This window comes from Streptomyces sp. NPDC059874 (genome assembly GCF_042731135.1).
In the GTDB taxonomy this organism is placed as follows: domain Bacteria; phylum Actinomycetota; class Actinomycetes; order Streptomycetales; family Streptomycetaceae; genus Streptomyces.
The window spans coordinates 11,279-24,240 of the sequence record NZ_JBHWJY010000095.1 but is presented as its reverse complement, the minus strand read 5'-3'; the positions used below and the strand labels follow the sequence as shown (position 1 = coordinate 24,240).

13 protein-coding genes and 1 other RNA gene are annotated in these 12,962 nt (G+C 71.2%); 6 read left to right on the top strand and 8 right to left on the bottom strand.

Annotated elements, in window-relative coordinates; all coding sequences use genetic code 11:
* From ACFV9H_RS35695 to ACFV9H_RS35685, 3 genes are all read left to right on the top strand, one after another.
* Positions 1–459: SH3 domain-containing protein (locus tag ACFV9H_RS35695; protein WP_385406806.1), on the top strand; the 459-nt coding region annotated here is incomplete at its 5' end.
* A 121-nt stretch (positions 460–580) separates the two neighbouring features.
* Positions 581–856, top strand: coding sequence for a type II toxin-antitoxin system Phd/YefM family antitoxin (locus tag ACFV9H_RS35690; RefSeq protein WP_385406803.1), 276 nt, complete (start codon positions 581–583; stop codon positions 854–856).
* Positions 853–1,110 (top strand): Txe/YoeB family addiction module toxin, encoded by a 258-nt coding sequence (locus ACFV9H_RS35685; protein ID WP_243627396.1) that lies wholly within the window; start codon positions 853–855, stop codon positions 1,108–1,110. Before ACFV9H_RS35690 ends, ACFV9H_RS35685 begins: the two co-directional genes overlap by 4 nt.
* Positions 1,111–1,163: 53 nt before the next feature.
* Here the strand turns inward: ACFV9H_RS35685 and ssrA are convergent.
* The 5 genes from ssrA to ftsE all read right to left on the bottom strand — a co-directional run bounded on the left by ssrA (position 1,164) and on the right by ftsE (position 5,068).
* Positions 1,164–1,552: a transfer-messenger RNA gene (gene ssrA, locus ACFV9H_RS35680) on the bottom strand.
* Between the two features lie 84 nt (positions 1,553–1,636).
* Complete coding sequence (gene smpB / locus ACFV9H_RS35675) at positions 1,637–2,122, bottom strand: SsrA-binding protein SmpB (protein WP_385406799.1); 486 nt, start codon at positions 2,120–2,122, stop codon at positions 1,637–1,639.
* 18 nt (positions 2,123–2,140) lie between these two features.
* The gene (locus ACFV9H_RS35670) at positions 2,141–3,322 is read right to left on the bottom strand and encodes a S41 family peptidase (RefSeq protein WP_385406796.1); all 1,182 of its coding nucleotides are present in this window, start codon (positions 3,320–3,322) and stop codon (positions 2,141–2,143) included.
* 67 nt (positions 3,323–3,389) lie between these two features.
* Positions 3,390–4,361, bottom strand: a complete 972-nt coding sequence (ftsX, locus tag ACFV9H_RS35665) for a permease-like cell division protein FtsX (RefSeq protein ID WP_385406794.1) — start codon at positions 4,359–4,361, stop codon at positions 3,390–3,392.
* Between the two features lie 17 nt (positions 4,362–4,378).
* Positions 4,379–5,068 (bottom strand): cell division ATP-binding protein FtsE, encoded by a 690-nt coding sequence (gene ftsE / locus ACFV9H_RS35660; RefSeq protein WP_030771648.1) that lies wholly within the window; start codon positions 5,066–5,068, stop codon positions 4,379–4,381.
* A 237-nt stretch (positions 5,069–5,305) separates the two neighbouring features.
* Between ftsE and ACFV9H_RS35655 the strand changes: the two genes are divergently transcribed.
* Positions 5,306–5,500 carry a hypothetical protein gene (locus tag ACFV9H_RS35655; RefSeq protein WP_385406791.1) on the top strand — a complete coding sequence of 65 codons (195 nt, stop codon included), beginning with the start codon at positions 5,306–5,308 and terminating at the stop codon, positions 5,498–5,500.
* Between the two features lie 84 nt (positions 5,501–5,584).
* On the opposite strand, the gene prfB is transcribed toward ACFV9H_RS35655, so the two are convergent.
* Positions 5,585–6,694 carry a peptide chain release factor 2 gene (gene prfB / locus ACFV9H_RS35650; RefSeq protein ID WP_385406788.1) on the bottom strand — a complete coding sequence of 370 codons (1,110 nt, stop codon included), beginning with the start codon at positions 6,692–6,694 and terminating at the stop codon, positions 5,585–5,587.
* A gap of 315 nt (positions 6,695–7,009) precedes the next feature.
* Between prfB and ACFV9H_RS35645 the strand changes: the two genes are divergently transcribed.
* Complete coding sequence (locus ACFV9H_RS35645; protein ID WP_385406786.1) at positions 7,010–8,017, top strand: isopenicillin N synthase family dioxygenase; 1,008 nt, start codon at positions 7,010–7,012, stop codon at positions 8,015–8,017.
* 368 nt (positions 8,018–8,385) lie between these two features.
* On the opposite strand, the gene ACFV9H_RS35640 is transcribed toward ACFV9H_RS35645, so the two are convergent.
* Both ACFV9H_RS35640 and ACFV9H_RS35635 read right to left on the bottom strand, forming a co-directional pair.
* Positions 8,386–9,645 carry a serine/threonine-protein kinase gene (locus ACFV9H_RS35640; protein WP_385406784.1) on the bottom strand — a complete coding sequence of 420 codons (1,260 nt, stop codon included), beginning with the start codon at positions 9,643–9,645 and terminating at the stop codon, positions 8,386–8,388.
* Between the two features lie 160 nt (positions 9,646–9,805).
* Positions 9,806–11,539, bottom strand: a complete 1,734-nt coding sequence (locus ACFV9H_RS35635; protein ID WP_385406782.1) for a protein kinase — start codon at positions 11,537–11,539, stop codon at positions 9,806–9,808.
* Between the two features lie 416 nt (positions 11,540–11,955).
* Here ACFV9H_RS35635 and ACFV9H_RS35630 point away from each other — a divergent pair.
* The coding region (locus ACFV9H_RS35630) for an FHA domain-containing protein (protein ID WP_385406780.1) at positions 11,956–12,962 on the top strand (1,007 nt) is incomplete at its 3' end.

The following is a 12,962-nucleotide window of genomic DNA, read 5'->3' as shown; positions in this document are numbered from 1 at the left end:
GGACCGAAGGGCGACACCGGCCCACTGGGAGGCCCGCCGGGACCGGAGGGCCCCGAAGGACCGCAGGGACCCCAGGGACCGCAAGGCCCGCAGGGACCGAAGGGTGACAAGGGCGACAAGGGCGACAAGGGCAAGCCCGGCCACTGCAAGAAGTGCGGCGGCCACCACCACCACCACGACAAGCCCAAGCCCCCGAAGCACCCCAAGCCTCCGAAGCCCACGCACAAGGCGAAGGCCCGCATCGTCAAGCAGGGCAAGAGCCTGGGCGTCCGCTCCGGCCCCGGCACCCAGTACGGCAAGGTAGGCGAGGTCAACAGCGGCGCGGTCGTCTACCTGCAGTGCAAGGTCAACGGCCAGAAGGTCGACGGCAACTCGATCTGGTACAAGCTCGCCGACGGCTCCGGCTGGATCACGGCCCGCTACGCCCAGAACCTCAACAAGGTGCCGTACTGCTCCTGACGGTGCCGCACCCATGACGAAGGCCCCGCAGCCGAGAGGCTGCGGGGCCTTTGCCCAGTGGTACGACTTTCCGGTACCGTTCTCGTACCGTAAACTCGTACCACTAGGAGAGGAGGCCGTCATGTCCATAAGCGCCAGCGAAGCCAGGGCGACCCTGTTCCCCCTGATCGAGCGCGTCAACACCGACCACGCGCCCGTGCGCATCACCTCCAAGAGCGGCGATGCCGTCCTCATGTCCGCCGACGACTACGACTCCTGGCAGGAAACCGTCTACCTGCTGCGCTCCCCGGCCAACGCCCAGCGCCTGATGGAGGCCGTCGCCCGCGACCGCGAGGGCGCGTCCACGGTCACCAGGACTCTGGATGAGCTGAGGGAGCTGTCCGGGGGCGAGGAGTGAGGAGTGTTCACTTCGACCCCGCCGCCTGGGAGGACTTCCTGTTCTGGCTCTCCTCGGACCGGAAGATGGCCCGCCGGATCACCCGCCTGATCGGCGAGATCCAGCGCGACCCGTTCACCGGTATCGGCAAGCCGGAGCCGCTCAAAGGCGAGCTGTCGGGCTACTGGTCTCGCCGCATCGACGACGAGCACCGCCTCGTCTACCGGGCAGACGACAAGGAAGTGAAGATCCTCAAGGCCCGCTACCACTACTGACATGACGAAGGCCCCGCAGCCGAGAGGCTGCGGGGCCTTTGCCCACATGGGATGAGTGGAGATGGCGGGAATCGAACCCGCGTCCAACGGTGCAGAAGCAGGGCTTCTCCGAGCGCATTCCGCTGCGCTTTTCTCGGCCCCGGAGATCACACGGACAAGTCTCCGACGGGCTCAGTCACTGTTTGGTTTCCCTCCAACCCCCGTGACCGGGGCTAGAGGTTTAGATCCCTAATTGACGCCAGGATCCGGACCGGGACCACTTCCGGGCTGACGCTCCTCACAGAGGCTTCAGCTCACTGTTATTAGGCAGCGAGGGTGAAGCGGGAGTTATCGCTCTTGGAGTTGGCGATTATTTTTTGCGACATATGGTTTACGAGATCATTGCCGCTTCCTCGGCTCGCTTCCCCTGCATCGACATCCGCTGTCGAAACCGATCATCCCCATGTTGATTTTTCAAAGTGCTCCACCCGCGAGCGGGTGGTGCTGACGCCATGGTACGCGAAGTGGACCACCGCGTGCCAGGAGGTTAAACCGTACCCCGCTGCTTGCGACGGATGGCCGAGATCGCCCGGTTCGTCTCGCGGGTGTCCTGCTTCTCGCGGAGCGTCTGGCGCTTGTCGTACTCCTTCTTGCCCTTCGCCAGCGCGATCTCCACCTTCGCGCGGCCGTCCTTGAAGTACAGGGACAGCGGCACGATCGTGTGACCCGACTCGTCCGCCTTGCGCGCCAGCTTGTCGATCTCCTCGCGGTGCATGAGGAGCTTGCGCTTGCGCCGCGCGCTGTGGTTGGTCCAGGTGCCCTGGCTGTACTCCGGCACGTGGACGTTGTAGAGCCACGCCTCGTTGCTCTCCATCGTCACGAAGCCGTCCACCAACGAGGCCCGACCCTGGCGCAGGGACTTGACCTCGGTGCCCGTGAGCACGAGACCGCACTCGTAGGTGTCGAGGATCGTGTAGTCGTGCCGCGCCTTCTTGTTCTGGGCGATCAGCTTGCGCCCTTTTTCCTTAGCCATAGTGCGGTCATTTTCGCACTACGGACCCACCCCGAGGCCACCCAATACCGTGGCGGCCCGCTCCTCGACCCGCTCGCCCCCCGCCAGGTCCGGGGTGATCCCGCTGCCGTCCAGGCTGCGGCCGCCCGGCGTGCGGTAGGTGCCGACCGTCAGTTCGGCGACCGAGCCGTCGGGGAGTTCCGTCGGCATCTGGACCGAGCCCTTGCCGAAGGTGCGGCTGCCCACCGCCACCGCCCGGCCGCGGTCCTGGAGGGCGCCCGTCACCAGTTCGGCCGCGCTCATCGTGCCGCCGTCGACCAGGGCCACCAGCGGCCGGGTCGTGTCGCCGCCCGGGGTCGCGTACAGGGCGCGCTGGTCTCCTCGCACGTCGTACGTGGCCACGAGCCCGCCGTCCAGGAAGGCGGAGGCTGCCGTCACCGCCTCGGTGACCAGCCCGCCCGGGTTGCCGCGCAGGTCGAGCATGACTCCGCCGCCGGGCGGCGCGGCGCGGACGGCGGCCTTGACCCGGTCTCCGGAACCGCGGGTGAAGGAGGCCACCTTGATGATCGTGATGCCGCCGGGGAGTTGCCGTACGGTCACCGGCTCGGCGCGCAGCTGCTCGCGGCGGACGGTCTCGGTGAGGTCGGCGCCGTCACGGCTCAGGTTCAGTACGACGGGGGTGCCGGCCTCGCCGCGCAGCAGGGCGATCACGTCGGCGACGGCCAGGCCGGTCACGGCGTGCCCGTCGACGCTCAGCAGCCGGTCCCCGGCGCGCAGGCCGGCGCGGGCGGCGGGGCTGTCGGGCTGGACCTTGTCGATCTGGATGCGGCCGTCGCGGGCCCGCTGGGCCCACAGCCCGACGCCGGTCCAGCGGCCGTCGAGGCCCTCGGTGAAGGCGGCGTACTCGCCTTGGTCGTAGACGATGCCCCAGCGGTCGCCGCTGCGGCTGACCACCTCCTGGGCGGCGTTCTTGCCGGACTTGCCCTCGGCGACGGCCTCGGCGACGGCCCGGGCCACGGCCTCCCGGTCGGCGGTGCCGGTCGCGCGGGGCGGTTCGGGGGCGTCCGCCACCAGTGCGCCGGCGAGGCCCTCCTCGCGGTCCAGGAAGCCGGTGCTCGCGGCGGTTCCGACGGCCGCGAGGAAGACCAACGTCAAAACGGCCCCGCGACGTAGGTCGCGGGGCCGCAGACAAGAGGCGGGGATACTCGGCAAGCCCAGCATGGCGCCGAGTCTAGGACAAGCCCCGCCGCGGTACGGATGGTTGACCGGACCGCTCGCGGGGCGCTTGTCACACCTTCAGGTACTTGCGCAATGCCACGAAGGCCGCCATGGAGGGCATCAGCAGGCCGATGAAGAGGACGTACGGGAGCTTGCCGAGCACCGACGACCAGCCCATGAAGTCGATGAGCTGGATCTTGTCGCGCAGGCCCACACCGTGGTCGATCACGAAGTACTGGCCGGAGACGAGCATGGCGCAGGCGAAGAGCGCGCCGATGAGCCCGGCGACGGCGGCCTCCATGATGAAGGGGACCTGGATGTAGAAGCTGGACGCGCCGACCAACCGCATGATCCCCGTCTCCCGCCGCCGGCTGAAGGCGGAGACGCGCACGGTGTTGACGATGAGCAGCAGCGCCACGATCAGCATGATCAGCATGATGGCGAGGGCGGCGATGTTCAGGTAGTTGAGGATCCGGAACAGGTCGTCGATGGCCTGGCGCTGGTCGTCGACGGTGTGGATGCCGTCGCGGCCGACGAAGGCGGAGGTGACGACCTTGTACTTCTCCGGGTCCTTCAGCTTGACCCGGAAGGACTCCTGCATCTGGTCCGGGGTGATGGAGGAGGCGAGGGCCGTGTTGCCGAACCGCTCCTGGTAGTGCTTGTAGGCCTCGTCCGCCGATTCGTAGGCGACGGACTTCACCAGGGACATCTGCTTGAGCTCGGACTCGATCTGCTTCTTCTGGTCCTCGGTGACCGCGCCCTTGCCGCAGGTGGTGACGCCCGTGGAGGCCGCCCCCGAACCGTCGGTCTTCTTGGCGGCGGCCTCGCTCGCCTCCTGGGCGTCCTGCTTGTTGCAGAGGTAGAGCGTGACGTTGGCCTTGTCGTACCAGTAGCCCTTCATCTTGCTCACCTGCTCGCGCATGAGCAGGGAGCCGCCGAAGAGGGCCAGCGAGAGGGCCACGGAGATGATGACCGCGAAGGTCATGGTGAGATTGCGACGGAGACCGACGCCGATCTCCGACATGACGAACTGGGCGCGCATGACGTCTCAAGGGCCTTTCAGTGCTGGTAGCCGTAGACGCCGCGCGACTGGTCGCGTACGAGTCGGCCCTGTTCGAGTTCGATGACGCGCTTGCGCATCTGGTCCACGATCTGCTGATCGTGCGTCGCCATGATCACGGTGGTGCCGGTCCGGTTGATCCGGTCCAGCAGCTTCATGATCCCGACGGAGGTCTGGGGGTCGAGGTTGCCGGTGGGCTCGTCCGCGATCAGCAGGGCGGGCCGGTTGACGAAGGCGCGGGCGATGGCCACGCGCTGCTGCTCACCACCGGAGAGCTCGCCGGGCATCCGGTCCTCCTTGCCGCCGAGGCCGACGAGCTCCAGGACCTGCGGGACGGCCTTGCGGATCTCGCCCCTCGGTTTGCCGATGACCTCCTGGGCGAAGGCGACGTTCTCGGCCACCGTCTTGTTGGGCAGCAGGCGGAAGTCCTGGAAGACGGTCCCCAGCTGGCGCCGCATCTGCGGGACCTTCCAGTTGGAGAGCTTGGCGAGGTCCTTGCCCAGGACGTGCACCTGGCCGTGGCTCGCCCGCTCCTCGCGCAGGATGAGCCGCAGGAAGGTGGACTTGCCGGAGCCGGAGGAGCCGACCAGGAAGACGAACTCGCCCTTCGCGATGTCGAGGGAGACTTCTCTGAGTGCGGGACGGCTCTGCTTCGGGTAGGACTTGGAGACACTGTCGAATCGGATCACGGGTGCACCACGGTCGCCGGGAGTAGGTGTGCGTGACCATACGCGAACGGGCGCGAGGTGGGGACCCGGCAACCGGAGTTGTCCCATATGTCCACAGGTCCGAGGGGTGTGTGACCGCGATTGCCCGGACGGGCCGCGCCGAATGTCGGCGGAGCCGGCACAGTGGTAGGGGGAACGGAGTGGTTCCCCGTGCCGTTGTACTGAGTAAGAGGACCGAGGGGACGGAAGGAGGAGCGCATGACATATGACCGGCTCGTGTGCGCGAACTGCGCCGCGCCCGTAAGCCAGGGCCGCTGCCCGGTGTGCCGGGCGAACCGGGAGCGCCTCCAGCAGCAGGAGGGCCCCTTCTCCGGCCTGAATCCCGTGACGCTCATCGTGCTCATGGTGATCCTCGTCGCGGCGCTCGCACTGGTGGCGCAGCAGACCGCGTAGGCGTACCGATCACATGCCGCACACGTAACGCGAAGGGCCCGGACACCAGGGGTGTCCGGGCCCTTCGCGTACGCACGTCCGCGGTTACGCGGTCTGCTCCTGCTGCTTGCGCCAGCGGATACCGGCCTCCAGGAAGCCGTCGATCTCGCCGTCGAGCACCGCCTGCGGGTTGCCGACCTCGAACTCCGTCCGCAGGTCCTTGACCATCTGGTAGGGGTGCAGGACGTAGGAGCGCATCTGGTTGCCCCAGGAGCTGCCGCCGTCCTTGAGGGCGTCCATCTTGGCCTGCTCCTCCTGGCGGCGCCGCTCCAGCAGCTTGGCCTGGAGGACGTTCATGGCGCTGGCCTTGTTCTGGATCTGCGAGCGCTCGTTCTGGCAGGACACCACGATGCCGGTCGGGAGGTGCGTGATGCGCACCGCCGAGTCGGTCGTGTTGACGCCCTGACCACCGGGGCCGGAGGCGCGGTACACGTCGATGCGCAGTTCGCCCTCGTCGATCTCGACGTGGTCGCTGGACTCGACGACCGGCAGCACCTCGACGCCCGCGAAGGAGGTCTGGCGGCGGCCCTGGTTGTCGAAGGGCGAGATGCGCACGAGGCGGTGCGTGCCCTGCTCGACGGAGAGGGTGCCGTAGGCGTACGGGGCCTTGACGACGAAGGTGGTCGACTTGATGCCGGCCTCTTCCGCGTACGAGGTCTCGTAGACCTCGGTGGCGTAGCCGTGGCGCTCGGCCCAGCGCAGGTACATGCGCTGGAGGCGCTCGGCGAAGTCGGAGGCGTCGACGCCACCGGCCTCGGCGCGGATGTTGACCAGGGCCTCGCGCTCGGCGTACTCGCCGGAGAGCAGGGTCCGGACCTCCATCTCGTCCAGGGCCTTGCGGACGGAGATCAGCTCGGTCTCGGCCTCGGCGAGGGTGTCCGCGTCGTCCATTTCCTGGGCGAGCTCGAAGAGCACCGCGAGGTCGTCGATACGGCCACGCAGGGTCTCGGTCTTGCGGACCTCCGCCTGGAGGTGCGAAAGCTTGCTCGTGATCTTCTGAGCGGCCTCCGGGTCGTCCCACAGGGACGGCGCGGCGGCCTGCTCCTCGAGCACGGCGATATCTGCCCTCAGCTTGTCGAGGTCCAGGACGGCCTCGATCGACCCCATGGTCGAGGAGAGGGACTTCAGCTCTTCGGAAACATCGACGACTGCCACGGGTCCAGCGTAGCCGGTCCTCGGACAAGGCCGACCGGGCAGGCCGAATCACCCGTACTGATGGCGGGTCGTACGGGCGTACGCTCAGCGTATGACCGTTCTTCTCGTCAAGCGCCGCCATGTGGACCACATGCGTGTCACGACGTCGAGCTGTCTGCCGCCGGACCTGTCCCAAGCCTGATCCACCCCGATCCGACTTGGTCCTGTACGCGGCCCAGAGCTCCCGGCGCCATCCCTGCCGGCGACCCTCCCCACCCGCGGCCCCCCGCCACCTCTGGGGAACAGGACCCCGTGACATCCCGAAACGGAGCCGTCATGCCGTCCGCGCACACCTCCCTCCCCGTCCTGGACCTCTCCCAGGCCGACGACCCGGCCCAGCGGGCCGACTTCCTGAAGAAGCTGCACGCAGCGGCCAGGGACACCGGGTTCCTGCACCTGATCGGACACGGCGTCACCGCCGCCGAGAGCGCCCGCATCCTTGATCTGACCAGGGCGTTCTTCGCCCTGCCGGAGGCCGACCGGCTCGCCGTGAGCAATCTCAACTCCCCGCACTTCCGCGGCTACACCCGGATCGGCCACGAGCTGACCGGCGGAGCCTCCGACTGGCGGGACCAGCTGGACGTGGGCGCGGAGCGGCCGGCGCCGGTGCTGGAGCCGGGGGACCCGGCGTACCTGTGGCTGGAGGGCCCGAACCAGTGGCCGGCGGCCCTGCCCGAGCTGCGCACGGTGGTCCTGGACTGGCAGTCCCGCCTGGCGGCGGTGGCGCACCGGCTGCTGCGGGAGCTCCTCGCCTCGATCGGCGCCCCGGCGGACTTCTTCGACGCGGCCTTCGCGGACCGCCCCCACCTGCACACGAAGCTGATCCGCTACCCGGGGTCGGCGCCGTCGGGCGCGGACCAGGGGGTGGGCGCGCACAAGGACTACGGCTTCCTCACCCTGCTCCTCCAGGACTCGGTGGGCGGCCTCCAGGTGGTCCGGGACGGGGGCTACCTCGACGTCCCGCCCCTCCCGGGGGCGTTCGTGGTCAACCTGGGTGAGCTGCTGGAGATCGCCACGGAGGGCTACCTGACGGCGACGGACCACCGGGTGGTCAGCCCGCCGGGCTCCGTCGAGCGGTATTCGGTGCCGTTCTTCTACAACCCGAGGCTGGACGCGGTGATCGACACGGTGCCGGGCGAGTACCTGCGGTCGGCGCCGGGCGTCCTGCACGACGCGTCGAACCCGCTGCACGCGGAGTACGGCCGCAACGAGTTGAAGGGGTGGATCCGGGCCCACCCCGCCGTGGCGCGGCGCTGGCACCCGCAACTGGTGGTCCCGGCGTAGCCCCCTCCCCGGGCTCCGCCCGGACCCGCGCGGCGGGCGGCGCCGCCCGCCCGGCGCGGCTCGAAACCCGGGGCTCCGCCCCGCACCGCGGCGCCTCAAACGCCGGCGAGGCTGGATGTGGCCGCCGCCGCCGCCCGTCCCGCGCGCCTCAAAGACCCGGGGCTCCGCCCCGGACCCCGCTCCTCAAACGCCGGAGGGGCTGCATTTTTCGCTCCGCAGCTGGCTTACCCGCGGGGCCATTCCAGCCGCACCGGAGCCAAACTCAGCCCCGCCGGCGTTTGAGGCGCCGCCGGAGGCAAGGCCAGCCTCGCCGGCGTTTGAGGCGTGGGGTCTGGGGCGGAGCCCCAGGAGGGCGGGCGGCAGGCTGGTTACGGGGTGCGGGGGCCCGACTGCTTGTTGTTCTGCGGGGGCTTCGGGTCGTCGCCGCCCGACACTGCGAACCACGTGCCCAGGCCGACCACAGCGGTCAGCGCCACGGCCGAGAGGGACAGCACGAGCCGCCGCTTACGGGCAGCCTCCGCACGGTGCCGCGCGGAGCCCGGCCGGTGGCCGCCCGCCGGCCTCGGCACCCGCGCCGTGCCCAGCGCGCCGCCCGCCAGCTCGTCCGGCCCCGGCACCCGCATCGAGGTGTGGGTGTCCCGGTTGGAGTCCGTCGCAGACCCCGGGACGAGGGGGACCACGCCCCTGCGGCGCACGGGATCGGTCGCCGTGGCCGGCTCGTCCGACGACGGGTCCGGCTCCGGATCCGCGTCGTCCGGCTCGTCCACGTCCAGCGGCGGCATCCCCGCCAGCAACGGCAGCAGGTCCCGCAGGCGGACCGACAGTTCCGAGGCGCGCAGCCGGGACGCGGGGGCCTTCGCCAGGCACTGCACGATCAGCTGCCACAGCTCGTCGGGGATCCCGGGGAGGGGGACGACGGTCTCCGTGACGTGCCGTCGCAGCACCGCGCCCGGGTGGCCCCCGCCGAAGGGGGTGAAACCGGCCAGCAGCTCGTACAGCACGGTGGCCAGGGCGTATATGTCGACCGCCGCCCGCGGCGGCAGGCCCTCGACGATCTCCGGGGCCAGGTAGTCCGGGGTGCCGATGATCCGGGTGGTCGGGGCCGAGGTCCGGACTCCGGCGGCCCGCCGCGGCGAGTCGATCAGCTTGGCCACGCCGAAGTCGGTCAGCAGCGCCGGATGCGCGCCGCCCGGGCCGAGCGGGCCCTGCATGTCGAGCAGGACGTTCTCCGGCTTGACGTCCCGGTGGACGACCCCCGCCGCGTGCGCCGCCGCCAGCGCGTCGGCCACGTCCGCGACGATCGCCACGGCCGCCTCGGGGGCGAGCCGCCGCTCGCGGTCGAGGCGCGTGCGGAGGTCCGTACCGCGTACGAGGTCCATGACGAGGGCGAGGTCGTTGCCGTCGACGACGAGGTCGCGGACGGAGACCACGTGGGGGTGTTCCAGCCCGAGCAGCGCGCTGCGCTCCTGGACGAACCGTCCGACCAGTTCCTGGTCGGACGCGAGGTCCTCGCGCAGCAGTTTGACGGCGACGGGCCCGTCAGGCCCCTCGCCCAGCCATACCGTGCCCGCGCTGCCGCGCCCCAGGATCTGGTGCGCGGTGTACCGGCTGCCGATCTTCCGTGCCACGACTGCTCCCTCAGCGGCTGGCGTACGCACCAAAGCTACGCGGCCGGGTGCGCCTTGGAGGCCGGCAGGGGCCCTGATTCGCGGTGACCTTCACTTCTGCGGGCGAAAACATGTCCCAGAAGTCGACAAATCCACGAACTCGGCGCTACAGGGGTCCGTTTCAGGGCTGGTTGGAGCCCGTGGCCTCCCCGATGGTGCCGACCCAGTCGACGACCTCGGAGCCCCAGCTCCACAGCTGGTCCCACCAGCCGCGGCCGGTGCCGACCGCTTCCTGGAGTCCGCTGAACTCCCAGATGAGCCAGCCCGCCACGAAGAACAGCACGATGAGCACCAGGCAGCCCTTCAGACAGCCGAGGCCGGGGATCTTCACCGGGTTGGCGCTCCGGCGACGCGGCTCGCGCGGCTCCCGGGGGGCCGGCTGCTGCGGCGGCGGAGCCTGCGGGGGCTGCTGCGGCTGGCGGTACTGGGGCTGCTGCTGCGGCTGCTGGTACGGCTGAGGCTGGTGCTGCTGCGGCTGGTAGTGCTGCGGCGGCGGAGGCGCGTACTGCTGGTGCTGCGGCTGTCGGTACTGAGGAGGCTGCTGCGGCGGCGGGCCCTGCCGGTACGGCTGCTGCTGCGGGGTCTGCTGCGGCCGGTGCTGCGGCGGCGGGGGCGCCTGGCGCTGCGGGCGACGGCGCAGCGGGTCCTCGCTCGGGTCGAGGTACTGCATCTGCGTCTGCTCGTTGCGGTCACGGGCGGCCTGCAGCTGCGACTGCCACGGGTGCGGCTGGTCCGGCCGCTGCACGGGCGGCATGACGGAGGTCGGGTCGGCGCCCGGCCCCCCGGTGCTCGGCAGCACCGTGGTCGCCTCGGCCCCGCCGACCGGCGGCATGACGGAGGTCATGGCGTTCGGGTCGTACGCGCCCATCGGCGTCGCTCCCGCGCCACCGGGCAGCATCTGGGTGGCCTCGGCGGCCCCCGGCGTTTCCGGGACCGGCGCCGGGGAGGGGTCGGGAGCCAGCAGCGCGCCGACGCCGAGCGCGGCCTCCACCTCGGCGGCGGAGGAGTGCACGCCGATGCCGGAGGCGACCACGCGCAGCGCGCGGGCCAGGCTCACGGCGCTGGGGCGCTCGTTCGGCTCCTTGCGCAGACAGCGCTCGACGACCGTCCACAGCGGTTCGGGCACGGTCGAGGGGCGCTGCGGGTCTTCGCTGAGGTGGCGGTGCAGCACTTCGAGGGCCGTGCCGCCGGCGAACGGCGGGCGGCCGGTGAGCAGCTCGTAAAGCAGGATGCCGGCGCCGTAGATGTCGACGGCGGAGGTCTGCGGGCGGCCTTCGGCGGACTCGGGGGCCACATAGGCGGGGGTGCCGACGAACTCGTGGGTGCGGGTCAGGCCCGGGGAGTCGGCCAGGCGCGCGATGCCGAAGTCGGTCAGCATCGGCTTCATCTGGCCGCCGCGCTCGTCGAGCAGCACGTTGGCGGGCTTCAGGTCGCGGTGGACGACGCCGTCGGCGTGGCTGGCGGCGAGCGCGTCCGCGATCTGGGCGGTCAGCAGGCTCGCGGCGACGGGAGTGAAGGGCCCGTTCTGGCGGAGGTACTTGTGCAGGTCCGGGCCGTCGATCAGGTCCATGACGAGGGCCAGGAGATCGCCCTCGACGACGAGGTCGCGGGTGCGGACGATGTTGGGGTGGGTCAGGCGCAGCAGGACCGAGCGCTCGCGGAGGAAGCGCATGACGATGTCCGCGTCCTGGGCCAGCTCCTCCTTGAGGACCTTGATGGCCACGGTCTCGCCGGGCTGGCCGGCGACGGCCGCCTCGGCTCCCGCTGCCTCCCTCTGGCGGGCACGCCAGACAGTGCCCGTGGCGCCGCGCCCGAGCGGCTCCTCGAGCAGGTACTTGCTGCCGACTGGCCGCACGTCTCGCGCTCCCTGCTGCTGTGTCGATCTGCTGTCTCGATCGGTTTTCCGGCCCACTCTAGGGGGTGTCCCTGTGGAAGACGCGGGTCACCGGAGGTTGGTTGCCGCACGTATGTGCGAAGGGTGACGTTCGGGGGGTATGCCCCTGGCGATTTTGCCCGCATTCCGTGAGGTCAGGCCCGCCGCCTGATCAATCAAGATCACTTGTCGGCGGGTGCCGGGCGTGTTGTCCGTGACAGGTGCGAGGATGCACACGTACGGAAGGCACGGGACGGGAGCCCGCCTTCCGGCAGACCTGACCGGACGACGCGTCCGTGCCGGGCGGGGGGCGACGAACGGGCAGCCATGCCCGTGCCGTCATTCCCCTGCCGGGCGCACACACCGCGCCCACCGCGCAGAAGGGACCGCTGACGGCGATGCAGATCCGGCTGACCGTCCTCGGGTCGCGCAGCGGCCACCAGACCGCGAGCGCCCCAGCCAGCTGTGACGTGCTCGTCACCGCGCCCGTCGGGACCGTGCTCGCCGCGGTCGCCTCCGGGCTCGCGGCGACCGTCGGCGGACCCGACACCGGGGGCACGGTCGTGCTGTACGCGGGTGCGGAGCGGCTGGACCTCCAGCGGCGGGTGCTGGGCGAGCCGCCGCTGGTCGACGGGGCGGTGCTGGCGCTGAACGCGCCGGTGCCGGACGTGCTGCCGGAGGAGGGCCTCGGCGCCCCGCAGCTGCACGTGGTCGCCGGACCCGACGCGGGCGGGGTGCACCTGCTGCATAGCGGGCAGATCCGGGTGGGGCGCTCCGCCGACGCCGACGTCCCGCTCGACGACCCCGACGTGTCGCGGCTGCACTGCGCGGTGACGGTGCTGCGGGACGGGCGGGTGGCCGTGGCCGACCTGGACTCCACGAACGGCACCACGCTGGACGGCGCCCCGGTGGGCCCGCAACCGGTCGCCCTGGCCCCGGGGGCCCTGCTCCGGGTCGGCGAGTCCACCCTCCGGCTGGCCCCCTCGGGCGCGGCCGCCCCCCGCCCCACCACCCCGGACCTGGAGGGCCACCTCTCCGTCCCGCCCACGGGACCGAACGCCTACGGCGCAGCCGCGTCCACCGGGTCGGGCGGGTCGGGCACGGGCACGCCCGGCGCAGCCAGGTGGGCAGGCTCCGGCGGGGCGCCGACCGGCCCACACGCATCCGCGCCGCAGGGCGCCCCCGGCACGGACGACACCGGCCCCGCCGGGTGGAGCGGCCCCGCTGGCACCGGCGGGACACCCACCGGCAGCGGCGGCCCGGGCGGAACTCCGCACGGCACCTCCGGCGCAGCCGGGTCGGGCGGGTCCGGCACGGGCACGCCCGGCGCAGCCAGGTGGGCAGGCTCCGGCGGGGCGCCGACCGGCCCACACGCATCCGCGCCGCAGGGCGCCCCCGGCACGGA